Source organism: [Scytonema hofmanni] UTEX 2349 (assembly GCF_000582685.1).
GTDB classification, from domain to species: domain Bacteria; phylum Cyanobacteriota; class Cyanobacteriia; order Cyanobacteriales; family Nostocaceae; genus Hassallia; species Hassallia hofmanni.
In genome coordinates this window covers 253,870-280,199 of record NZ_KK073768.1, presented here as the reverse complement: position 1 = coordinate 280,199, position 26,330 = coordinate 253,870, and the positions used below count along the sequence as shown (strand labels likewise).

The window sequence follows — 26,330 nt, the reverse complement described above, 5'->3', positions numbered from 1 at the left end:
CAACCATGTAAGATTATGAAAAAATTGTTTTATACTTCAAGCAAAAGTTCTTCGTGTTGCCCTGTGTAAGGGACTCTTTACTGGGAAGAAGGAATAAAAGTGTACTGAGTTTTGTTCACGCAATCAAATATGAGTCCTATATTAAATTAAGTATTAGTTAGATATCAGTTGGAGCTAAAAGCCTATTAAGACAAGGCTTTTAAGTTTAAGAGAGTAAACTTTTTTAGGGAATGATGACACCGTGAATAAGATATTGCCATTGTCGATCAACCAAAGGGAAATCTATATTGACCAAATGATGTGGTCGGAAGGTTCCCATCTGAATATCGGTGCGACTGTAACGGTTCATGGTGCTTTTGATATTGAAGTTTTTAATTATGCCATAAACAAAGTAATTCGCTGTCATCCAGGTTTACGGACGCGAATTTATGAATTAGAAGGAAAACCTTTACAGACTATTGCACCGCACGAGGATGCCACAGTAGAATTAGTTGATTTTTCTAGCGATGAAAATAGTGAAAACCAGGCTTCAGAATATATAAATCGGGAATTTACTCAGTCTTTTAGCTTTGGTGAAAATGCCCCACTTGTGAATTTTCAGCTAATTCGCACCAGCAGCCAAAAACATATTATTTTTGCCAAATATCATCATGCAATTACCGATGGTTGGGGAACCGCTATCTTTTTCCGGGAAGTAATTAGAACTTACAATCAAATCATTAAAGATGGTGCTGATAATCAAACAGAAAGAGATTGGTCTTTAATTGAATATTTACAGGAAGAAACAGAATATTTAGAATCAAAGAATTTTCAGCGCGATCGCGATTATTGGAAACAGCGTCTTGAAGGTATTTCTAGCAAAGTTTTCCCCCAAATTAAAGCCCAAGGATTGGGAGGCGATCGCCAATCAATTTATATTTCCCGTGAGAAATATAATCGGGTCAATGTTTTGTGCCAAGAAATCCAATCAAATGCTTTTCATTTTATTTTAGGTTTACTCACAATTTATTTAACTAAACGCTATAAAAAGCAAGATTTAGTTGTGGCATTATCCCTGCTAAATCGTAATAAAAAAAGCTTTAAAGATGCCATTGGTTTATTCGTTAGTACCATTCCTTTTCGCCTAGAAATTAATGGTGATAAAACTATTCACGAACTTTTAGATAATATTCGCTCTTTATTGCGACAAGATTATCGCCACCAACGCTTTCCCCTCGGAGAAATGAAGCGCATGGCTGTACAACCAAACAATAAAGAGCATTTATTTGAAGTTTATTTATCTTACGAAAGGCACGATTACAACGAATGTTTTGCAGATAGTCAAACAAGCTGTGTTCCTTTGTACAGCGGTCAACAGAAAGTCCCACTGATTATTTATGTTCGCGAATATGACGAACACAGTGATATAAAAATCGATTTTGACTATAATCTTTCCTATTTAGATGATGAGACAGTCACACAGATAGTAACAAATTTCCAAAACTTGTTTGATGAAGCTGTAGAAAATCTAGAAAATACTATTTCTAGTCTTTCTGTTGTCTTGCCAGAAATCAGAGATAACACCATTAGTCAGCCCCAAATATCTTTAAATTATCTCACCAGTGAAACACTAGTTTCGGCTTTTGAAATTACCGCTAACAAATATCCAGAAAACCCAGCAGTTAAATTTAACAAAACAACCCTCACCTACGCCGATCTTAATACCAAAGCCAATCGCTTGGCTCATTATTTAATCAGTCAAGGAGTTAAGCCAGGAACGCGAGTGGGGATATGTTTAGAACGTTCAGAAAACATAGTTGTGGCGATTCTAGGAATCCTCAAAACAGGTGCAGCTTATGTTCCCATTGACCCGAATTCTCCCACTGCCCGTGTGCAACTAATTCTAGAAGATAGCGGAATTTCAGCACTGATTTCTGAAGAGTCAATTTTATCAGAATTAACTAACAAAGAAATAGTAGCATTCACTCTCAAATCTATAGAAAAGGAACTTACCCACCAACCAGATACATCCCCAAAAATTGCCATCAAATCAGAATTTCCCGCTTATATTATTTACACTAGCGGTTCCACTGGTACACCTAAAGGTTGTGTCGTCACTCATGGGAACGCTATGCGGTTAATGCGTTCTACAGAACCTTGGTTTGGCTTTAACGACAAAGATATTTGGACGCTGTTTCACTCCTTTGCTTTTGACTTTTCTGTGTGGGAATTGTGGGGTGCTTTACTTTATGGTGGTAAGGTAATTATTGTGCCTTTCTGGTTAAGTAGATCGCCAGAAAGCTTCCGCGAATTCCTCACCACAGAACGGGTAACTGTCCTTAATCAAACTCCTTCCGCTTTCTATCAGTTAATTCGCGCAGATGAAGCCAGTGTGGGAAAACTCGCGTTACGCTATATTATCTTTGGTGGTGAAGCTTTAGATTTATCAAGTCTACGTCCTTGGTTAGAAAAGTACGGTGAGAAAACCCCGCGTTTAATTAATATGTACGGAATTACAGAAACTACCGTTCATGTTACTTATCGCCCTATTTCTCTGCACGATTTGACAGGAAATGCTAGTATTATCGGTACAGAAATTCCTGACCTTTGTATATACTTACTCGATGAAAAACTAGAACCAGTTTCTGATGGTTTACCGGGGGAAATTTATGTTGCTGGTGCTGGGGTGAGTAGCGGTTATTTAAATCGTCCCGCATTGACAGCAGAAAGGTTTTTACCAAATCCTTTTGGGACTGGAAGACTTTACCGCAGTGGTGATTTAGGGCGGAGATTACCCAACGGGGATTTAGAATATTTAGGACGGATAGATCAACAAGTCAAAATTCGCGGTTTTCGCATTGAATTGGGAGAAATTCAGTCAGCACTCACATCCCATTCTCAAGTGCGGGAATCGGTGATTTTAACTGATGAATGGGAAACAGAAAGTCGTTTAGTTGCTTATTATGTTCCAGGAGAAACTAACCCTACTGCTAATGAATTACGTCAGCATCTAAAAACTAAGCTGCCTGATTATATGGTACCAGCAGCTTATGTGAGTTTAGACGCTTTTCCCCTCAATGTTAACGGTAAAATTGACACCAAAGGCTTACCTGCCCCAGATTGGAACCTGTTAAGGGTAGAAGAAGATTATATAGCCGCCACTAACGCCGATGAAGAAAGTTTGTGTGCAATTTTCGCCGAAACTTTGGGGATAGAAAGAGTAGGAATTGACGATAATTTCTTTGACATTGGTGGTGATTCAATTTTAGCTTTGCAAGTCATCGCCAAAGCCAAAAAAGCAGGTTTTGCGATTTCTGCGAGAGAACTTTATGAATCTGCAACTGTGCGTCAATTGGCTACTAAAAAAGCAGCCGTTGCAATATCAAATATAAGTGATGTTCCTGTTGTGAACTTGCTATCAGCAGCAGATAGACAGCGCTTACCAAAAGATGCAACAGATGCTTATCCTCTTTCTAGTTTACAGGCGGGAATGCTTTATCACACGGAAATGCATCCCGAATCGGCAATTTTCCATCAAATTTTCACCTTTGATTTACATCTGAGTTATTCAGAAGTAGCTTGGAAAAAAGCGATCGCTGATATTTGTGATGCTCATCCAGTATTGCGGACTTCCTTTCATTGGACAGGATACAGCACCCCCATCCAAATTGTTCACAAAGAAGTAGAATTACCTTTAACGGTTGTCGATTTGCGTTCTTTGGGAGCGAAGGCACGTCAACAAGTTGCAGAATGGATTGAATTAGAAAAAAATCGCTCCTTTGATATTACTAAACCTCCCTTATTTTGTTTCCAAATTCACAGACTTTCCGATGCTGAACTCAGCTTTAGTTTTAGTTTTCACCACGTCATTCTCGATGGTTGGAGTGTAGCGACGTTGTTAACACAATTGTTACAACGTTATGTCCAGTATTTAGGAGCAGAAACTGTTTCCGCTTTGAAAGTTCCTGATATTAATTACAAAGATTTTATCGCTCAAGAACAACAAGCGATCGCATCCCCACAACTGCGAGAATTTTGGCAACAATATCTGAGTAATTTAGAAGTTAGCACTCTCCCACGTCTTAATATACAGAAATTAAATACAACACCTCTAAAACGCGATCTAAAACGGGTATCCCTAACTATTGACGAGCAATTAGCCAATGCAATCCGTAAATTGACCAAAAAGGCTGGAGTTCCTCTAAAAACTGCGCTTTTAGCCGTTCATCTGCGCGTTCTCTCCTTTTTAACTGGACAAACAGAGGTAGTTACCGGTAACGTCATCAATGGACGACTCGAAACCCTCGACAGCCAAAATTTGTTAGGTTTGTTCGTGAATACCGTTCCCTTCCGGATGGAATTGACATCGGGGACATGGTGGGAATTAATCCAGTCTGTCTTCCGTGCCGAAAGTGACATTCTTCCTTATCGGAATTTTCCCCTCGCCGAAATGCAACGCTTGATTGACAAGCGTCCATTGTTTGAAGTGGGATTTAACTATGTGCATTTTCACGTATATGAAGGGTTGCTGAATTTACCGCAAATATCAGTCCAGAACGTTGATATTTTTGAAGAAACAGACTTTCCCTTCTTGGTAGAATTTTGTTTAGTTCCAGGAAGTGCAGCCCTAGAATTGAATTTAATCTATGACGTGCAACAGTTTGAGGCTACACAGGTTGAGCAATATAGCCAGTATTATCAAGCAGCCCTGACTGACATCGCCGCTCATCCCCAGACAGAATACCACAGGCGATCGCTCCTTTCTCCAACAGAACGGCAAAACTTACTACAAGCTGCTAACACCAACTCCTGTAACTTCCCATCTGCTGATACCCTAGTCTCTGCCTTTAGCCAAGCAGTAGCAGAATATACTAATAAAACTGCCCTAGTTTGGGAAGAAACAACCCTGACTTTTGCCGAATTAGAAAAAAGTGCTAATCGTCTCGCCCATTATCTCCAAAGTCAAGGTGTTGGTACAGAAAGCTTGGTGGGAGTGTGTTTGGAGCGTTCTGAAGAATTAATAATTGCCATCCTAGCCATCCTCAAAGCCGGTGGTGCTTACGTTCCCATTGATCCCAGTTACCCAAGCGATCGCATAGAATTTCTCTTACAAGATAGCGGGATTGTTCTGCTATTAACACAGCAATCAGTAGTTTCCCAGATTCCCCAGTCTGATACTGAAATTGTCATTCTGGAAAATATCGCCACCGAACTAGAAAATCAAAGCCACGAGTCCTTAGCAGTCCAGATATTACCAGAGCATCCAGCCTATGTAATTTATACAAGTGGTTCCACTGGAAAACCCAAAGGCTGTATCGTCACTCACGCTAATGTCATTCGCTTGCTCAAAGCCACCGAATCCTGGTTTGGGTTTAACAGCGAAGATGTTTGGACGTTATTTCATTCCTACGCCTTCGACTTCTCCGTTTGGGAACTCTGGGGAGCCTTATTGTATGGCGGTCAAGTAATTGTGGTACCCTATTGGACGAGTCGTTCACCAAAGGACTTTTTACAACTACTGCAAAAACAGAAAGTCACGGTATTAAATCAAACACCCTCCGCCTTCAAGCAATTAATCCAAGCAGCCATAGCAGAGAGGCAAAAGCTACCTTTGCGCTACGTAATTTTTGGTGGTGAAGCCTTAGAACTATCAAGCCTACAACCTTGGTTTGAGTTATATGGCGACGAACAACCAAAATTGATTAATATGTACGGCATCACTGAAACCACTGTTCACGTCACCTATAGACCGATTACCAAGAAAGATGTCAGCGCGAATCGAGGTAGCGTTATCGGTCAACCCATTGCCGATTTAAATCTCTATATATTAGATGAGAATCTGGAACCAACACCAGTAGGAATTCCTGGGGAAATCTATATTGGTGGTGCGGGAGTGACGCGGGGTTATCTCCATCAGCCTCGTCTGAGTGCAGCAAGATTTATTCCCGACCCTTTTGCGAAAACTCCCGGTACTCGTTTATACTGTAGCGGCGACTTAGCCCGTCGTCTACCAGATGGCGAACTACAATATCTTGGACGGGCTGACCGACAAGTTAAAATACGCGGTTTTCGCATTGAACCAGGGGAAATTACCGCCGTTCTCAACACTCACCCCCAAGTCAAAGAAGCTTTAGTTATGGTGCGGAAAGCCGCAAATGGGGATAAAAAGCTAGTTGCTTATTTTACCTCTGATACCGAATCCGACCTGAAAACGGTATTACCAGAGTTTTTAAAGAGCAAACTCCCAGATTATATGATTCCAGCGGTCTTTGTGCCACTAGAAGCCATTCCCTTAACGGTGAACGGTAAACTAGACCAAAAAGCTTTACCAATACCAGATTGGGGTTCAACAACTAAACCTTACATTGCACCGAGAACCGACCAAGAAGCAACTATCTGTTCCTTGATGGCTAGTTTATTAAATTTAGAACGGGTAGGAGTAAACGATGACTTCTTTGAAATCGGGGGAGATTCCCTGTTAGTCACACAACTAGCGATCAGTTTGCGGCAAACCTATGAAACCGAATTTCCCCTACCTCAATTATTTAGCCATCGTACCCCAGAAGCGATCGCTCTTTTACTAGCAGCTTCCCCAACAGTGCAAACAACCGCCGATATCCCCAAAGCACGACGTCAACGCCGTTCTGTAAACTTAAGTGATGACGGCATTTTAGTAAATTAAAAATTCCAAATTGGAAAAACCTAAAGGAGACTAAAAAACCATGACTAACAACGAACAAAACGACGAAACTATTTATCTTGTAGTGGTCAATCACGAAGAACAATATTCAATTTGGCCCAAATGGAAACAAGAATTACCATTAGGATGGAAAGCTGTAGGCAAAGAAGGCTCTAAAACTGAATGTTTAGCCTATATCGAAGAAGTCTGGACGGATATGCGTCCTTTAAGTTTACGTCAAGCAATGCAAGAATCATCAAACTAAACAACTACTAATAAGGGAATAGACTAATTAGCAATTACCTATTCCCAATTACCCAACTAAATCTATGAATAAAATTCCCAAAATCATCCATCAGATTTTTTTTCAGGGAGAAGCAGCAGTACCAAAAAAATATCGTCTTTATCATCAAACAGTTTTGCAAAATCATCCTAATTGGGAACACCAATTTTGGGATGAAGCTAAAGCTAGGAAATTTATGGAAGAAAATTATTCCTGGTTTATGCCCATATTTGATGGTTATCCCCATGATATTCAACGTCGTGATGCCATACGTTATTTCATCCTCTATCACTACGGAGGATTTTATATTGATATGGATGTTGAATGCCTCAAACCAATTGATGATTTATTAGCAGATTTTGAACTGGTGTTATCAAAATTGGTGGGGTTCAGCAATGCGATTATGGGTAGTATTCCCAGACATCCCCTTTGGTTGACAGTATTTGAAGAATTAGAAAAACGTCAAGATAATTCAGACAATAAAACTATGCCCTTTTATGTGGGCTACAGCACCGGACCTATCATGTTAAATGATTGCGTAGTAGCAGGTCAATTCCATAAAAATTCCACAGTTCGTGTGTGTCCAGGATACATTTTTGAACCGGGTGCCCCAATGGAACTTAACGGTAAAATATTCAAAAGTCAGCCTACCTCAGAGACTTATACCATACATCACATGACTACTTCTTGGTTGCCTATGAAACACCAGATAACTAGAGTTTTATTCGGTATAGTTATAGAACCATACTGGTTCTTTCGCTCTTTGGTAAAAGGTAAAGTGTAATTATTTATTGTGGACTTTTATCAAAACGAATATTGCTTCAAAAAACAATTAAAAATATGGAATCTTTGGTCAGATGAAAACCGTAGGAAATTAGTAGAGCTTGAGACATTATCAAGACCACAAATTTGAGAAATGGAAGCTAAATCATCCAATAAAATCGCCTGTAATCATCATTCTCTCCTTAATCCACTGAAAAGTAAATTTTAATCGTAAGGAAAAAGTTATGAATATCACTGCACAAAATAAATTTAACCAAACATCAGTAAATCAAATTGAGCGTATTCATAAACCTACATTAGATGAGTTTAAACAAAAAATTTTCTCTTCTAGAAAACCAGTGATTATTACTGGGAAAATAAATGATTGGAAAGCATATTCTTTATGGTCAGTTGATTATTTAAACAATGTTGTAGGTAATAAAGAAATTAATGTCAACTTTTCCAAAAAACAAATATTCGATTTTGATCCAAAAGCCCAGTTTAGTATGGTTAGTAAAAAAATGAAGTTTACTGACTTCACAGATTGGATTTTTCAGGAAAAAACAACAGACGAATACTATTATCTCCAGCAAAGTCCAATTAAAATCAGCTTTCCCGAACTGATTCCAGATATTGAAGTTCCAGATTACATTGATAAAAAATTATTCATTGTTACAAATCTGTGGATAGGTACTGGCGGTAATGTCTCACAATTACATTACGATATGTCAGAAAACTTGTTATCTCAGTTGCGTGGTCGAAAGCGAGTTTTGCTGTTTGAACCCAAACAAACTTCTCTACTATATCCTTTTCCCGCACATTCAAAAATACCACACATGAGTCAATTAAATATTGACCAACTTGACATTGATCAATTTCCTAGATTTCAAAAAGCAAAATACATGGAGTGTCTGCTTGAACCAGGTGAAATGCTTTTTATTCCAGCTTTTTGGTGGCACCAAGTTTACTCTCTCGACCAGCTAAATATTTCTATAAACTTCTGGTGGAAAACTAATTTTAAAGAATATTTTACACCACCTGGAAGACGATTGATATTACAGGTACCTGGTCTTATTTGGCAAACTCTTAAGAATTTTGCAGGGGTTTAATGCCTTTAATCTTTAGGCAGTTAAAGGTAATTTTACATCGAACAGGGAGTAACATACAGCATATTTCACTCCTTAGGAGGTACATGCATAAAACCCAAAACCCTGTAAAGACGTTCCGGTGGAACGTCTCTACGTGTATTCAATAAAAACGCAATTTGGTGTATCGCCAAATTTCATCCACTGCACGTTTGACTCCACCAGCCGCACGACAAGCATCACCCAAACGACCACTATTGACTCGAAAAGAACTATCATCAAAAATTCGCTGTGCTGTCTGTTGCAAATTTTCCACAGTTACATCTTCTAACATCATCATAATTCCTGCACCCTGCTCCTCAATACGGCGGGAAATTATTTCTTGCTCATAAGTTTGTGGTACTGCAATCATTGGTACTGAATACCAAACAGCTTCCCGTGTTCCGCCACCTGCTCCGTGCATAATGAATAAACTAGCACGCTCTAATATTTTTAATTGGGGAACAGTACCTGTAGGTCGAATGATAAAGTTGTTAGGAATATCTCCTAAAAGGGTGACATCCATAACCGGACTTAATACCATTATCACCTGAGCATCTGTGTTACCAAAAGCATCAATACAACTGCGATAAAATGGCAAACCAGGGTCATGAATGTTGCCAAATGAAATCAAGATTAACTTGTCTTTTTGCAATTCCTCCATTGGAAAATCATATTCCATTGCCCGCACCGGATTACAAGGTCCAACAAAATGGAAACGCTCGTCAAATTTATCACTATAAGGTTGGAGTTCTGGAGGTAAATAACAAATATTGAGGGGTTCAATATTAGTAAATGTATCCACAAATTTTATTGGAGGTACACCATAAGTTGCTCGTAGTTCTCTTTGATATTGACGATAGTGTTTCATCCCAACAGTCGCCTCTTTTAAAAATCGTGGTAGCTTCTTCCTTAGCCAAGGACATTCATAGAAAGTTTGGGTAGTAAAAGCAGCTGTAGCAATGGAATTAACAGCGGGAATATTCAGTAATTGTGCCACTAATCTTCCCCAAAGACAGAGGGAGTCATGAATGATGTAATCTGGTTTTTCTGCACGCACTGATTCTAAAAGTGCTGGGAGCATCTGATGAGCGCACCAAGTTAGAGAAGGCACCAATGACATTTCATTCTCAGATGGTGGTGCTGTCTCAGGGTTTATTGGGGGATAGCAACGAAAGGAGGCTCCAAAACTCTCGATTTCCTGCTGAAAAGTGGGAACTTCATAGTAAATTACTTCTTCACCTCTGTTGATTAACTCAGCCATCAACCCCAAGGTAGGGATGACGTGTCCAGCTGCTGAAACATTCATGAATATTACACGACCCATAAAAAATACCCCGCTATTTTGAATAATTAAAAATTGAGAATGACCTGATAATATTTCTTGAAACTAGGGCGATGAGCAACACTAATAAAAGTTGTCCTTGTCTTTGTTAGAATACTATAAAATCAATTTATTTGTAGACTGCATAAATTTTTCTATTTTGGAGGATTTCCATAACTTTTTCCTATATTTACTTCACCTGAACACAGGGTACAATTGTGTTCTATATCACAAAGTTGTCTTTCATGGGCGATACGCTCACTTCATCCTTGTAAGTTACTCATATTTAACAGGACTTACGCAAAAACTCTCTCAAACTCTTATTCCTCTGTGTTCTCTGCGTCCTCTGCGGTTCGTTTTTTGGTCATCTTGCGTAAGTCCTATTTAATATGAAGACGCATAGAAAGAACCCCACCCTAACCCTCCCCGCAAGCTCTTAGGGAACCGGATTTTCCCCTAAGAGCTTGCGGGGAGGGGCTTCGCGGGGTGGGGTCAAATTCTATGCAGCTTCACAAATAATTGGTATCAGTTATATTCAGTTTAGTGACATGCATCTAATTAAATTAAGTAGTAATATTATGTATTGTTGATCAAATATTAATATAATTAATACAGAAAAGATGTCTAATTTATAAATTTATACAAATAAATGCGTATTTTCAGTTTTATTTGGTTGGGACAACTAATATCTCTAATAGGTGTCTCGATGACCGGGTTTGCTTTAGATATATCTGTGTTTAAGCAAACTGGCTCCGCTACCCAATTCGCCTTCCTCATACTGACTTCTACAGTTCCATTGATTGTCATGTCGCCTATCGCAGGAACATTGGTAGACCGTTGGGATCGTCGCTGGACAATGATTATTAGTCAGATTTGTATAGGACTGTCTACCGTAAGTTTGATAGTGCTAGTAACCACTGGTCAAATAGAAATTTGGCACATCTACCTGAGAAATATCTTTACTTCTATTATCGGTGCTTTCCATGCACCTGCTTATAAGGCTTCCATTACCTCTTTAGTACCGCAAGAGGATTTACCACGGGTCAGTGGTATGGTTCAACTAGCCATTGCTATTCAGCAAATCCTTTCACCTTTAATAGCGGGTACTCTGTTAGATATTGTTGAGGTGAAAGGCATTCTCCTGATAGACTTGTCAACGTTACTGATTGCCCTTGTTCCCCTTCTGTTGGTGCGATTTGGTGAGATTAGTCAAACTGCTAATGTTGATGAGGACGTTCAACCTTCCTCACTTTGGCAAGAAATACTCTACGGTTGGACTTATCTAATAGAGCGTCCTGGACTACCAAGCTTTCTGATTCTCTTTACTATTTACCAATTCTTGGTTGGGTTCGTGAGTGTATTAGTCTATCCTCTGATTCTTTCTGTGACCAATGCAGCTGGCTTGGGAAAAATCGCCTTTATTACGGGTATTGGTATGCTCTTGGGGGGTATAGTGATGAGTACTTGGAAGCATAGTTGGCAGAACTTAATTAGCCCAATTCTCATTGCGATGTCCTTGAGTGGGATGTCGATTGCTTTGGCTGGTTTTCGCCCCTCTATCGTCCAAATGGCTATTGCTACTTTATTTTTCTTCACGATCGCACCCTTCATCAATGGGAGTGTACAAGTTATCTTCCAGACAAAAGTTGCCGAAAATGTACAAGGAAGAGTTTTTGGATTGATGGGTGCAATATCGGGGTCTGCTGTACCGCTAGCGGCGATTTTTGCAGGTCCTCTGGCTGATCGTGTTTTCGAGCCATTGATGACTTTTGATGGACCTTGGTCTAAAGAACTAGTGGGACAGTTAATTGGTTCTGGTCCTGGTCGTGGTATTGGACTACTATTTGTCATCGTTGGGTTTTCTATCTTGATCACAGCAATAATTGGATACCAATACCCTACCATCCGCGATTTGGAAAATAATTTGCCTGATTATCAGGAATCTTCAACAGATAATGTGTCTCTCATGTAGGGATAATAGAGCAAAGTAGAGACGTTTCGTGGAACGTCTCTAATCGGTTAACGGTCTTAGCTTTTCTTGCCCTGCTCACAAGAGCCTTCCTAAGACAAAGGTGAATGGTGGAAGTTTAATTCCAATACCACCTTCCACAAGATGAAATACTCCACCCGTAGTAGTAATCAGCATATCAACACCGGAAAAATCACTAGACCAATTAGGAATCTTGAAAGCTTCTTCAAATACTGGTGTTAGTCCCAAATTCATCGCCACAAACAGTGGTTGCTCATCAGGTGTACCATGAATCAGTACACACCAGAGTCCGTGATTCCTAGAACATAATAGGGTGCGGTTTCCACTGTGAATTAGTTTATTTTGCCGTCTAATTTCGGCAAGTTGTCGAATCAGTAAAAAAGTCGGGTGGTTTTGTTCATATGGTTCAAAAGTTTTGCGGTTAATTGGTCCAAACTCCCACACACAGGCAGGGTTTTCAAACAAATCTTCTCGCACGTAGCAATCATGTCCAATCCACTCTCCTGTATCCTCTTTTTGATGCAACCCTAAAGCGCCAGAAAATTCTTGCTCTGTTCCTTGATAAATAGAAGGTATTTGCGGTCCTAAAATCAAACAAGCCAGTCCAAAGTGTAACCTGACTCTGGACTCGTCTAGGTTTGCTAAACGACTCAAGAATTGATGCAAGATTCTAGTTGTATCTTGATTATCTAGGAACATAATATTGTGACGCCAACCCGCATGATATGGTTGTGATGGTGCGAGAAAGCCACAAAAATAATCTGCCAAACCCCCTAGCCAATTGCCATCATTGAGCGAATGTTTGACGGCATAATAGGTTGGGTAATCGATCAAATTTGTGAATTTGGCGCTATTATATTCAATTACTTCATCGTGAGTACTCCCAGCGTGTTCAGCTATCTGTAGAAATTCTTTTTTCCCTAGATAGCTAGCATATCTTGATATCTCTTCCACACAAGGCTCCCAAAAATCAAGACCAACGTGACGAGCAGAATCGTAACGAAAGCCATCAATATCTGTTTCTGCAATCCAGTATTTCAGGTGTTGAATTAGTAATTCCCGAACGTAGCTGGTTTCTGTTCGCCAATCTTCCAGGAAACCAAAGAGTCTTTGATTTACCATATCAGTGTATTCTGGTCCGTGGAACAGTGATGTGTTGCGTGCTTCTATAGGAAAAGGCATTACCGCAGTATCATCACCTTGCACATACTTAAATTCTCCTCCTGGTGGACCGCCATACTCTTCCCAGTTAATACTATCTGCAAGATGATTGTTGACAACATCTAAAATGACAGCAATATCAGCTTCATGAGCTGTCTTCACCAGATCACGCAAACACATAAGTGTACCCAGACGTGGATCTACCATCAATAGATGGATGGGATGATAGCCATGATAGCCGTCAGCCGCATTGACATAGACCGGGCTGAGGATAATGGCTCGAATTCCTAATGACTTTAAATAATCTATCTGCTCAATTACACCCCGAATTGTTCCTCCATGACTTGCATGTGGGGAAGTGGGATCATACTTGACTGCACTCATACCAGCGCGATTGCTGTCTGCACTGCGAGCAAATCGATCAATGATGATGGAGTAAAATAGACGAGAAGCCCAATCATCGGGGCTAGATGTCATTTCAACCCTTGGTTTTGGTCCATATAAAGGCTGATGATTCACGTATCCCAGAAACTCCGAGGGAATTTCAGTCATTGAGCGTGGTGCTTCATCGCAGACAAACAAAAAATGCGATCGCTCTGTTGTATGTTCATTACCAAATGTATCCACATAACCTAATCTGTACTGATATCCTCCCCCATTACTGATAGGGGGTAGGATAGCTGAGAACATTTGGAAGCCATTGTCTATTACATTTTCTTTTTCTGCTGTAATGTGATCTACATCCGAATAACCTTGTCCATCATTTAATTCATAAGCTATCTGCCCAAAATCTGGATGTTTAGATAAGTGAACACCAAATCTGATATAGATTTTTTCGTTAGTTCTAAACACCCAAGTATAGGGTGCAGTATTAGGGTCTAGATGTACTTCACAGTATTCATCAAAATAGCGCATATAGCATTCCTACGAGTTAAAAATAGTACGTTGGCAAACAAGTTTGTACAGGTATAAACTTAATGATTTCATGAATCAAACTTTATTACCAGTAATTAAACTAGTGAAAATGCAACTGTATTAAATGTGTTAAGCATTCTAAGCATTTTCGCCAAGTGACCAAGCCCCGTTGGGGCGGGGTGTGGGGTGTGGTGAGAGAAAGAGCAACTACAACCAGTGGGTCCAAGCCCCGTCCTTCAAGGACGAACGCATTGGTCGGGCATCCTCGCCCCGACCAATGCCGTCTTCCCTACCCCCTACACCCTACCCCTACATCCTTCTTTTTGACTTGCCAGTTCAACCTCAAATTGATGGCAAAATTCCAAAATGTCACACAAATAATTGCTACCAATTTTGCCATATATTCATTCATCCCAAACTTATAAACCAAAAAATTAACAATTAAAATATTCAAAATTAGTCCAAAAAAGCAAATTAGATTGAACTTCAAAAAACGTTGGAATCGTTGATTGCCTAACTGTTCTGGATCAGACACATCACCAAATGTCCATACATCATTCCAGAGAAAATTATTTATGATTGCCACTTCTGTTGAAAGCATTGCACTTGGAGTTAAAGCTAAACCTAATAACGTATGCAGAAAATAGAATCCTCCCAAGTCTACAAATACACCACTAAAACCCACTATGGCAAAACGAATTAGGCGACTGACAAACACCCAGGAACGATTTAATCGCAGTAGTTTTATTCGTTCATTAATTTCACAATAATTCATTCTGCTTCTTCTTGTTTGATATTATTACTCCAAGACTAAAGGAAAGTATCCCCAGTCCCTAATCCCCAGTCCCCAGTCCCTTTTTCAATTGATTTTTCGCTTTGCTTCTAGAAGTTTGGCTTTTTCTTCTGGTGTCATTTGTTTAAGACGTAAAAAGGCTTTGGCTATTTTTTCAGTGCGTCCCGATTGAGGTTCTCGCTCTAATAGAAGTTGTGCCATTTTTTCAATTGTTACCGTGTTAAAAAGTTCGCGTAATTCTAAATCAATCAAGAATACTTTTCTGATACGAGCATGAACTTGACCAGCTAAGAGAGAATGTCCCCCTAGCTCGAAAAAGTTGTCCATTACTCCCACTTTTTCCACTGGCAAAATTTCTTGCCAAATATAGGTTAATGCTTCTTCAATGGCATTTCTCGGCGCTATATAAATGCGACTATCAGACTGATTTGGTAATGGTAAAGCACGACGATCAACTTTATTATTAGGTGTTAAAGGCATAGCATCAAGAAATACCCAATCTGAAGGCAACATATAATCGGGCAGTTTTGCTAATATATATGACTGTAGACTTTCCAAACTGGGTTTTTCGATTTCAGATTTGACAACGAGATAGGCAACAAGTTTTTTACCTGCTACAGTATCGTCAATAGCTTGGACAATAGCTTGAGCGATCGCCTGATGCGTTTCTAAAATTGTTTCGATTTCTCCTAGTTCAATGCGATAACCACGGATTTTAACTTGGTAATCGATGCGTCCCAAAAATTCAATTTCACCATTCGGTAGCCACCGCGCCAAATCACCGGTACGATATAAGCGATCGCCAGGATTTGCAACAAAGGGATTGGGGACAAATTTTTCTGCGGTTAAATCTGGTCTTTGGCAATAACCCCGCGCTAATCCGATTCCCCCAATCAACAATTCACCCACAATTCCTTCAGGAACTGGATTACCAGCACTATCTAAAATATAAATTGAGGTGTTGGCAATTCCTCGTCCGATAGAAAGTGCATCTTCTGGCTGCTGAATTTTCTTGATGGTAGACCAAATTGTAGTTTCCGTCGGTCCGTAAACATTCCACAGATCAACCTGAGAATTGAGAAGAGAAGCCGCTAACTCAACTGTTATGGCTTCCCCACCGCAGAGAATGCGAAAATCATTATTTGCTTTCCAACCTGCTGCTAACAGCAATCTCCAGGTAGTTGGGGTGGCTTGCATGACTGTGGCTTGGGATGTTTGCAATAGTTGGGCTAGCTTAAAGCCGTCTCTGGTGGTTTCTTTGTCAGCTATGACTAATTTGGCACCAGTAATTAGTGGTAATAACAATTCTAATCCAGCAATGTCAAAGGAAATTGTAGTTACTGCTACCAAAGTATCAGCAGATGTCAGTGCCAGTTTTGCTTGGAAACTGAGGAGGAAATTGACTACAGATTCATGCTGAATTTGTACTCCCTTGGGTTTGCCAGTGGAACCGGAAGTATAGATAATATAGGCTAAATGATTGTTACCCACAACCGCAGGCGGTGCTGTATCTGGTTGTGGAGATAGGGCATCTAGCAATAGAACTTTTGCTGATGATGGTGGAAGTTCACTCTTAATTTTCTCTTCGGTGACGATCGCACTTGCCCCGCTGTCTGCAAGCATCCAAGAGAGGCGATCGCGATTTAAGCTAGGATCTAGTGGTAGGTATGCTGCACCTGCTTTCATAATTCCCAGCAGCGCGATGGGCAAACCTGCATGACGTTCCAGACAAACTGCTACCAAAGTTTCCCGCGTTACACCTAGTTGCAGTAGTGCGTGGGCAACTTGGTTAGATTTGCGTTCTATGTCTGCGTAAGTTAGGTCAGGAAAAACAGCGATACCTGCGGCACGCTTAACAGCGATCGCATCGGGAGTCTGAGAGGCTTGTTGACTAAATAATTGATGTATGGGGGTAATGGGTACTTGGTAAGGGGTAATTGGCTGTGTTAAATCAGCTACTTCCCCTGGCGACAACAAACCAATTTCACCGATAAATTGCGGTTTTTCTGTAGCAATGCTAGTCAGTATTTGCGCTAGATGATGTAATATTTGTTCTCGTTCTTTGGCACCGCCGATATGCTGCCCAAAGGCAACTTTCAGCGTCAAATCATCTCCTGGCAAGGCGTAGAGACTGATGGGGTAATGGTTTTTCTCCAGAGATTCCACAGAATGAATCGCCAGTTCTCCTGGGTTTTGACGTAGACTTTCTGACACTGGGTAATTTTCGTATACCACGATGGATTCAAACAACGGTTCTCCCCTGGGAATGTCACTCCAGGCTTGAATATCTACTAACCGAGTGAAAGAATAGTGATTGATTTCCGACAAGCGATCGCGTAGTGAGTTTAACCATTGTGGTAAAGGTGTGGCTGCATCTAATTTCAAGCGTAAGGGTAGGGTGTTAATAAATAAACCCACCATCTCTGCAAACCCTGATAATTCAGTTGCACGTCCCGACACGGTGACACCAAAAACCACTTCCTCACCACCGCTATATCGGCTTAAAAGAATGCCCCAAGCAGCTTGGACTAATGTACTTAAAGTTACCTGATTCTTTTGGGCAAAGACTTTAAGTTGGGTGCAAATCTCTTTGGGAATGGTAGTTTGTAAGGTTTGATAATCCTGATTCGAGTCTTTTTTAATACCAAAATTAGTAGCTTCCCGGAAACCACTTAATTCTTGTTGCCAGAAAGATGCTGCGGAACTAGATTCTTGTTTGTGTAACCAAGCGATAAAGTCGCGGTAAATGGGTGGTTGGGGTAAATTTGGTTTAGCTTGGTAAAATGCGATCGCGTCTCGAAAAACTAGCGGTAATGACCAGCCATCTAACAACAAATGATGGTGAGTCCACAAGAAACGCCATTTTTGTGCTTGAGTTCTCACTAAAGTCATCCGCATCAGTGGTGCTGTTTCTGGTGATAAGTTTTGCTGACGGTCTGTTGTTAATAACAATGACCATTTTTCACCTATTTCATCAGCATTGAAATCGCGCCAATCTTCATATACAAAAGGCAAATTCACTCGGCGATGAATGCGCTGTAATGGTCGGGGTAAATCTTGCCAGACAAAGGAAGCGCGTAAACTCTGATGACGGTTAATACAAGATTCCCAAGCAGTTTTAAATCTTTCTACATCCAAAACTCCCTCAATTTCACCACTCACCTGTTGCAGGTAAATATCTTTTTCTGATTCATAGTTTGCATGGAAAAGTATTCCCTCTTGCACAGGAGAGAGGGGATAAATATCTTCTACATCGATATTCCCTGCTAAGGCTATAGTTAATTGTTCCGCATTGAGTGCAGCTAGGGGAAAATCCTCAGGGGTGAAACTGTATTCTTGATTACGACTAGTTGCTAACAGAATCTGCAAATGTTTAGAGAAACTATCTGCTAAACGGCTAATCGTTGCTTCTTGATGCAAAGCTTTGCTAAAAACAAACCGCATTTGTAATTTATCGTTAGCAATTAAACTAGTAATTTCTAGTTGAAAAGCACGTTTATTTTCTGGATGTCGGGATAGTCCCACATCTTCAGTCGCGGGGGTAAAGGGTGCTGAAGAACCAAAACTTTCATCAAATTGTCCCAAATAATTAAAGAGGATACCTTCAGGAATTGGCGGTAAGATAGAAGCAAATTCTGGTTTTTGAGAGAGGATACCGTATGCAAAGCCATTATTTGGCAAGTTCCGCACCTGTTCTTTAACGCTTGCCAAATTTTCTAAAATGCCGCCTTTCTTCTCTAATTTACAGGGGTAAAGAGATGTAAACCAGCCTACAGCATCAGAGATATCAATTGCCGTAAAATCGCTTTCTCTACCGTGACTTTCTAGGGCAATTAAGATGTTTGATTCACCTGTCCATTCTGTCACTACTGACAACAAAACAGCTAAGAGAACTTCCTGAATTCTGACTTTGTGGGTGCGTGGTAATTCGTACAGCAGACTATCAGTTTCATCCTGACTGAAATTGCACTCTATTTGAGTGGCAGAACTTTCTTTGTTATCTGCTATGCGTTCTGGAAAATCTAGAGGAATTTGGGAATGAGAAATATGTTGCTGTTTCCAGAAACCAACTTCTTCTTCCCATGTGGAATTTTCAGTTAGGTTATGTAGATGTTGAGTCCATTGTGGGAAACCGACACTATGAGTAGCTAAGGAAATTTTTTGTTGCTGTTGTAAAGCATTACAAGCTATTCCTAAATCTTGCAAAATAACGCGCCAGGAAATACCATCAACGATGAGGTGATGGATAATTAGTAGTAGTTTATCGGATGTATTTTCGTTAGTCTGGAAGTAGACGGCGCGAAACAGAGGTCCGGTTGCTAAATTAAGTTGAGCTTGAAATTGACTAGAGATGCTTTGCAGTTGTGCTGATAATTCTGCTTGGGGAATAGCCTTGAGGTCAACAATATCAAAGTTGAAAACCTGACTCTTATCGTCTAACTTTTGTATCCAACCAGTTGCAGTTTGACGGAATCGTAGGCGAAAAGCTGGGTGAATTGCAGTAATATGACTTAGAGCAATTTGAAATTGTGCGGCATTAAATTTTGGGTTAACATCCAAGAAGACAGCTTGATTCCAGTGTTCTGGATGGGCTAAAGACTGCTGAAAAAACCATTTTTGAATGGGAGTGAGCGGTACTTCACTACCTACAGGAATTGCTAAAACATTGGGAATCTTTGCCGATGTTCTTACTTGTGATGCTAGAGTCTCAATTTGAGGATTTTTAAACAAATCTTGTGGCGTGAAATAAAATCCAGCATCCCGCGCTTTCGCAATAATTTGTAAAGCGAGAATGGAGTCTCCACCTAATTCAAAAAAGTTATCAGCAACTCCAACACGAGATACTTGCAAAACTTGTTGCCAAAGTTGGGCAAGGATTTTTTCAGTTTCAGTTTGTGGGGAAATATATTGTTGATGCGTAACAATATTTTCCTCATCAGGAACAGGTAAAGCGTTGAGGTTAATTTTCCCATTTGGAAGTAAAGCCCAAACATCGACACTGACAAACAGCGAAGGAATCATATAATCCGGGAGTAGCCCAGATAAATGCGATCGCAATAATGTTTGCCAATTTGCTGGTGGTGTATTCAGTTCCACATAAGCAACCAGTCGATTGGGTTGATCATCAGTAGCAATAGCTTTAGCAACAGCTCGAACTACCCAAGCTGGTTGTTCCAAAGCTGCGACAACTTCCCCAGTTTCGATGCGGAAACCCCGGATTTTGACTTGTTGATCGACACGTCCCAGAAACTCAATTCTACCATCAGGTAAATAACGAGCGCGATCGCCTGTGCGATACATCCGACTCCCTGCATTTTCTGCAAAGGGGTCAGGTAAAAAGCGTTCTGCGGTCATCCCTGGTGCATAAGCGTATCCCCTAGCCAATTGACAGCCAGCCACAAACAACTCACCGATTGTGCCAATAGGCACAGGCTGCATCCGCGAATTCAGAATATATAATCTAGTATTTATAGCTGGTTTGCCAATGGGAATTACATCAGTATTTTCACTTGGTTCACAATAATGGAAAGCTACATCAATTGTTGTTTCCGCCGGTCCATAAAGATTCACCAAAGGAATCCCCAAAATTTGCTCAAACTCATCCCAAACCCGTTTTTTCAGTGCTTCACCACCACTAAAAACTAGACGCAGAGATGAACATTCAGCAAATTCTGGTTCACCTAACAGTATTTCTAAAAGGCTCGGCACCAATTGTAGCAGAGTCACATTTTCTTCCACAATAGTGTTGACCAAATATGCCGGATCTTGATGACCCCCCGGCTTTGCCATCACCAATTTAGCACCCACCATTAGAGGAGTCCAGAATTCCCACACCGACGCATCAAAACTGAATGGTGTCTTTTGTAACACCACATCGTCACAAGTTACCCCAAAAGTCTCTAAAAACCAACCCTGATGATGTGCTAAAGCCTGATGAGAAATCGTAATACCTTTCGGTCGTCCAGTGGAACCAGAAGTAAAGATGATATATGCAATATTCTCATCGAAAACTGCAATCCCTAAATCTTCAACAGATTTAAGCGCAATTTCTTCCCGATAAACATCAACATAGACAACTTGACAAGCATCACCCAAAGTTTCATTTTTACCATTGAAAATTTCTAAATCAGAACGAGACAACAGCAGACTAACCTTAGCATCTGTCAACATCGACTGAATACGAACAGCCGGATAATGCGGGTCAATTGGTACATAACAACCACCTGCTTTTAGAACCGCTAAAATAGCACAAACCATGTCTAACGAACGTTCCAAACAAATACCTACAGGCTGTTCTACACCAATACCAAAATCACCCAAAAATCGCGCCAACTGATTAGCTTTTTGGTTTAATTGGCTATATGTCCAACTTTCACCCTCACAAATAACGGCGATCGCATCAGGATTCTCATCTGCTTTTTGAGCAACAATTTCATGTACTGGGGTAACTGGTAATTGGTAATTTTCTTCCCATATTCCTATATCCCCATATTCCCATATGCCTATCTCCCCTTGGGGATTAGCAATTACAGCCTGAATACTGGTTTGATAATAATTAGCAATCTCCGAGATTTGCTCATCATCAAATTCTTGGCGGTCATAGGTAATATTAAAAGAAAGATTTTCAGCATTTACTTCCTCATTCCAACTGACAGCAAAAGGAATATTTGTCTCATCCAAAGATTCCCCTGCAATTAATTCTACTTCCCGCCAATTTAGCAATCCTTGATAAACGTGGAAATGGACAAAATTAAAGGAGGTTTCATAAAGACTTTGAGACTTTTGTAACCGCTGAATTTCTGCCAAGGGAAACCGACGATTAGGCATCAATTCTTGTTCAGCACGCCAAGTTTCTCTAATCAAGTCAACCCAAGAACCTCTCGGTAATGACAAGCGCAATGGTAATGTATTTAAGAATAGACCTAAAACGCGATCGCTGTCAGTTTCTGTTGGTCTACCATTACTCACCAATCCAGTGACAATTTCTGTTTCCCCAGAGTAAACACTAATAACTTGGAGATGAACCGCTAGCAATAATGTTTTTAGAGGTACACCTAATTGCTTAGATAAGGCTTTTAAAGCTTGAGAAATTTTTTCTGGCAAAGTAATATCAAATTTTCCCATCTTTGGTTCTAAAGGAACCATACCCGGCAAGCGTGGCAGTTTAGTGAAGGGAATTCCTGCTAGTTGATTTTGCCAAAATGCTCGCTGTTTTACATCAGCTAAAGCCTGCTGTTCTAAAGCAATAAATCTGGAATATTCTAAAGCTGGTGCTGGGGGAAGTGCAGGCACACCCCTATTCATCAGATGGAGATATAAACCTGTTAATTCTGATAAAAAGTTGGCTAAACTCCATCCATCCATGATGGCATGATGCAAAGTAAAAGATGCTTGCATGACATTTTCATCAAGGAGATGAATATGAAAACGTATCAATGGCGGTTGTTTATAATTGAAGCGATTTGCCCGTTCTTCAGCAATAAATGCTTTGACATAATCATCCTGTGCTGATGCCGATAAAGCTCTTAAGTCAGCAAAAACAATTTGTGCGGGTACTTCCTTGAGAATTACCTGAATTGGCTGACTAAATTCTGCTAAATAAAATGCCGTTCTTAATACCCGGTGTCTCACAAACATTTGGGTATAAGCAGCTTCCCAAACCTGGAGGTCAAAAGGTATGCGAATCCGGAAGCTAAAAACATCATGATAAGCTGTAGAAACTTCCGAATATTCACCATGAAATAACATCCCTGCTTGGAGTTGTGCCACAGGATAGGCGTCTATGGCTTGCGCCAAGCTATCGCTAACAGCCCAATCTTGTAGTTTTTCTCGGTCTGAGGACACAATTAACGCAAAAGGTTGTGCATCAACATCATGAGTTTCTGCGGCTGTTTCTGTCTCCAACAAAGCGGCTAAATCTGATAGCACCGGATGACCAAAAATTTGCTCTAATTTTAAGTTTAATCCCTGAGATTGTGCGAGGGAAACAACACGAATACTGCGGATCGAATCGCCACCTAAAACAAAATAATTATCAAATCTGCCAACCTGATTCACTCCTAAAACTTCTTGCCAGATATTAGCTAAATTTTCTTCAATTTGTGTAGCGGGAGAAATAAAGGCAATTTCGAGGTTTTCTCTTTTAATTTCTGGTTTGGGTAACGCTTTTCTATCCAGCTTACCGTTAGGTGTCAGGGGAAATTTTTCTAAATAAACAATCTGCGAAGGTATCATGTATTCAGGCAGTTGCTGTTGCAAATAATTTCGCAGAGTTTCGATGGTTGGTTGCTTTCCAGGGGTACAAACTATATAAGCAATTAGCCGTTTTTGATTGGTTTCAGTATCAGAATCAACCAAAACTATTGTTTCCTGCACTTGTGGAAACCGGGAAATCGCCGCTTCAATTTCGCCAATCTCAATTCGGAAGCCACGAATTTTCACTTGGTCATCTATGCGTCCCAGGTATTCCAAATCGCCGTTAGGGAGAAAGCGACCTAAATCACCAGTCCGATACAAACGTGGTGGTGAATTTACGGTGAAATCTTTCTCTTCTGGTGCCTCGGCTACGCCAACAAGACGCTGGGCTAACACCTGACTTTTCACGGGATCTGGAAAACCTCTCTCCTGCAAGGAGAGAGGCTTTGAATTCTCCCCCTTCCCTTGTAGGAAAGGGGGCTGGGGGGTTAGGTTTCGCGTTTGTTTTTCCACATCACGGGAAAAGTCATTTGAATTCTCCCCCTTCCCTTGTAGGGAAGGGGGCTGGGGGGTTAGGTTTCGCGTTTGTTTTTCCACATCACGGGAAAAGTCAGGTGCTAACACAAACCGTTCTGCTGTCAGTTCCGGTCGGTTAAGATAACCACGCGCTACCCCCGCACCTCCAACATAAATTTCACCAATTACCCCGGTTGGTAGAGCATTACCATCAGGATCGAGAATATGAAGTTTTAAATCGGGGATTGGTTGACCAATTAAGCTACCAGATGCATTATCTATATCTTGTTTACTAATTGGTCTATAGGTGACGTGGACTGTCGTTTCTGTAATCCCGTACATATTCACCAAGCGCGTCTGATGTTCCCCATAACGCTCAAACCAGGGACGCAGACTTGGGAGGTTCAGGGCTTCGCCGCCAAATATAATGTAGCGTAAGCCAGAGAGGTTGCAAATATCTCTACAGGCTAGTAATTGAGCAAAAGCTGAAGGAGTTTGATTGAGGACAGTTACTTGCTCATTTTGCAGCAATTGCAGGAAATTTTGGGGATCGCGGCTGACATAATAAGGAACGATGACTAACCTGCCGCCATAAAGCAAAGCACCCCAAATTTCCCAAACGGAAAAATCAAAGGCAAAGGAATGGAAAAATGTCCAAACGTCGTGCTGATTAAATGCAAACCAGTGTTGGGTACTGCGAAACAGACGTGTAACGTTGTGTTGTGTGACTAACACACCTTTGGGTTTACCTGTCGAACCAGATGTGTAGATAATATAAGCCCCTGACTCAGGGTCAAGGATTTCTACTGTCAAAGGTTCCGTGCTTTCAGTTAAATAGGGCGCATTTTCCCCATCTAAACAAATTTTCAGTGTCGATTCTGGAAGTTGGGAACTGATAGCAGTTGTCGTGAGAATTAATTCCGCTTCACAGTCAGAAATAGTAAATTCGATTCTTTCACGCGGATAAGCAGGATCGAGAGGAACATACACACCCCCCGCCTTAACTACACCCAGCATGGCAATAATTAATTCTGGAGAACGTTCCAGACAAATTACCACTCGTTTATCTGCACCAATACCTTGTTTTTGCAGATATCGGGCGATACGATTAGAACGTCTATCTAATTCTTGATATGTCAAACTTTCTTGATCAAAAGTCAGAGCAATTCTTTCGGGATATTTGCTCACAACTTCGGCAAAAATTTCTCTGAGAGTTTCTTTGCGTCCCAATTGGTTCGTTTTTACATCTAATATCGGTAAGGGAGAACTGGGAGGAAGTAAAGATAAAGACTGCAAAGGCGCTTGAGCATTATTTGCCATATTAATTAGCAAATTGTTCAATTGCTCTAGCAGTAATTCCATAGCGATCGCATCAAAACGAGCCGCATTATAACTTAATTTCAGAGATAGCCCATCCCCAGGAACTACCACCAAAGTTAAAGGATAATGGGTAGTTTCAAAGAAAAAAGACTCTGGAACATTCAAACCAAAATCTGCTACTTTTAAGGTTTTATCAACAGGAAAATTCTCAAAAGCCAGCAAACTTTCAAACATTGGTTGTCCGCGAGGAACATCACTCCAGGCTTGAATATCTGAAAGGCTGGAATGTTCAAATTGACGTATTAATGCAGCTCGTGCTTGCAGGTTTTGCAACCAAGAATCAAGGCTTTCTTCTCCAGAGATTAACACACGAAATGGCAAAGTATTAATGAAGGGACCAATCATCCCTTCTACCCCTGGTAGTTCCGGGGGTCTTCCCGCTACTGTAATTCCATAAACTATGTCTTTGTTACGGCTGTAACGGTTGAGTAATATTGCCCAAGCCCCCTGAATTATCGTGTTGAGGGTGACGCTACAATTTTGGGCTAATTTCTGCAATAAAGTTGTAATTTCCGGCGATAGTAGTTGTTGGATTTCTCCGCTAATAAAAGCACTACCAGGCTTGGTTTTGGACATCATTAATAGGGGTGTCGCGCTTTCAAAACCCCCTATATATTCACGCCAAAAGGCTTCACCATCTTGGGGCTTTTTCTGTTTGAACCAAGCAATAAAATCACCGTAAGGACGGACATTCGGTAGGGATATCTCTACATTTTCTTTAGCTGCTTTGTGCAACATCAAGAATTCACGTAGTAGTATGGGCCATGACCAACCATCTAAAATTATATGGTGGTGACTCCACACTAAATGCCAGCAGTCTTCCCCTAGACGAATTAATGTTACCCGCATCAATGGGGGACGATTTAAAATAAATCCTTTTCGTTTATCTGCTTCCAGAAATTCTGTCAGGCTGATTTTTTGGGCGGAGTTACTCAGTCCACGCCAATCTTGTTCAGTAATGTTAAATACAAGATTCCGAAATACAATTTGTACGGGTTCTGTTTGCCCTTTGGTGATAATTGCAGTCCTTAAAATTGGATGGCGATCTACTAGGGTTTGCCATGCTTGACGTACTGCAATTACCGAAACATTTCCTTCTAATCGGCAATGAAATTGCTCGAAATAAATGCCTGATTCTGGTTCGTAAAGGGAATGAAATAGTAGTCCTTTTTGTAGGGGTGTGAGAGGAAAAATATCTTCGATTTTATCTTTTAAGTTCATATATTTA

9 protein-coding genes are annotated in these 26,330 nt (G+C 40.6%); 5 read left to right on the top strand and 4 right to left on the bottom strand.

Going from position 1 to position 26,330, the window contains the following annotated elements:
- The first annotated feature begins 241 nt into the window (after positions 1–241).
- From TOL9009_RS0106375 to TOL9009_RS0106360, 4 genes are all read left to right on the top strand, one after another.
- Positions 242–6,661, top strand: a complete 6,420-nt coding sequence (locus tag TOL9009_RS0106375) for a non-ribosomal peptide synthetase (protein ID WP_029631940.1) — start codon at positions 242–244, stop codon at positions 6,659–6,661.
- Between the two features lie 40 nt (positions 6,662–6,701).
- The gene (locus TOL9009_RS0106370; protein WP_029631939.1) at positions 6,702–6,923 is read left to right on the top strand and encodes an MbtH family protein; all 222 of its coding nucleotides are present in this window, start codon (positions 6,702–6,704) and stop codon (positions 6,921–6,923) included.
- A 64-nt stretch (positions 6,924–6,987) separates the two neighbouring features.
- Positions 6,988–7,725: a glycosyltransferase family 32 protein gene (locus tag TOL9009_RS0106365; RefSeq protein WP_029631937.1), complete on the top strand. Its 738-nt coding sequence runs from the start codon at positions 6,988–6,990 to the stop codon at positions 7,723–7,725.
- Between the two features lie 223 nt (positions 7,726–7,948).
- A complete protein-coding gene (locus tag TOL9009_RS0106360; RefSeq protein ID WP_029631934.1) occupies positions 7,949–8,812 on the top strand; it encodes a cupin-like domain-containing protein in 864 nt (287 codons plus the stop codon).
- Positions 8,813–8,951: 139 nt separating this feature from the next.
- Here TOL9009_RS0106360 and TOL9009_RS0106355 read toward each other — a convergent pair whose 3' ends face one another.
- Positions 8,952–10,154: a macrolide family glycosyltransferase gene (locus TOL9009_RS0106355; RefSeq protein WP_029631933.1), complete on the bottom strand. Its 1,203-nt coding sequence runs from the start codon at positions 10,152–10,154 to the stop codon at positions 8,952–8,954.
- 646 nt (positions 10,155–10,800) lie between these two features.
- Here TOL9009_RS0106355 and TOL9009_RS38375 point away from each other — a divergent pair.
- Complete coding sequence (locus tag TOL9009_RS38375) at positions 10,801–12,123, top strand: MFS transporter (RefSeq protein ID WP_051502820.1); 1,323 nt, start codon at positions 10,801–10,803, stop codon at positions 12,121–12,123.
- A gap of 75 nt (positions 12,124–12,198) precedes the next feature.
- On the opposite strand, the gene TOL9009_RS0106345 is transcribed toward TOL9009_RS38375, so the two are convergent.
- The 3 genes from TOL9009_RS0106345 to TOL9009_RS38365 all read right to left on the bottom strand — a co-directional run bounded on the left by TOL9009_RS0106345 (position 12,199) and on the right by TOL9009_RS38365 (position 26,323).
- A complete protein-coding gene (locus tag TOL9009_RS0106345) occupies positions 12,199–14,217 on the bottom strand; it encodes an alpha-amylase family glycosyl hydrolase (RefSeq protein ID WP_029631931.1) in 2,019 nt (672 codons plus the stop codon).
- A gap of 289 nt (positions 14,218–14,506) precedes the next feature.
- Positions 14,507–14,992: a GtrA family protein gene (locus TOL9009_RS38370; RefSeq protein WP_051502819.1), complete on the bottom strand. Its 486-nt coding sequence runs from the start codon at positions 14,990–14,992 to the stop codon at positions 14,507–14,509.
- 84 nt (positions 14,993–15,076) lie between these two features.
- Positions 15,077–26,323, bottom strand: a complete 11,247-nt coding sequence (locus TOL9009_RS38365) for a non-ribosomal peptide synthetase (protein WP_051502818.1) — start codon at positions 26,321–26,323, stop codon at positions 15,077–15,079.
- Between the last annotated feature and the right edge of the window lie 7 nt (positions 26,324–26,330).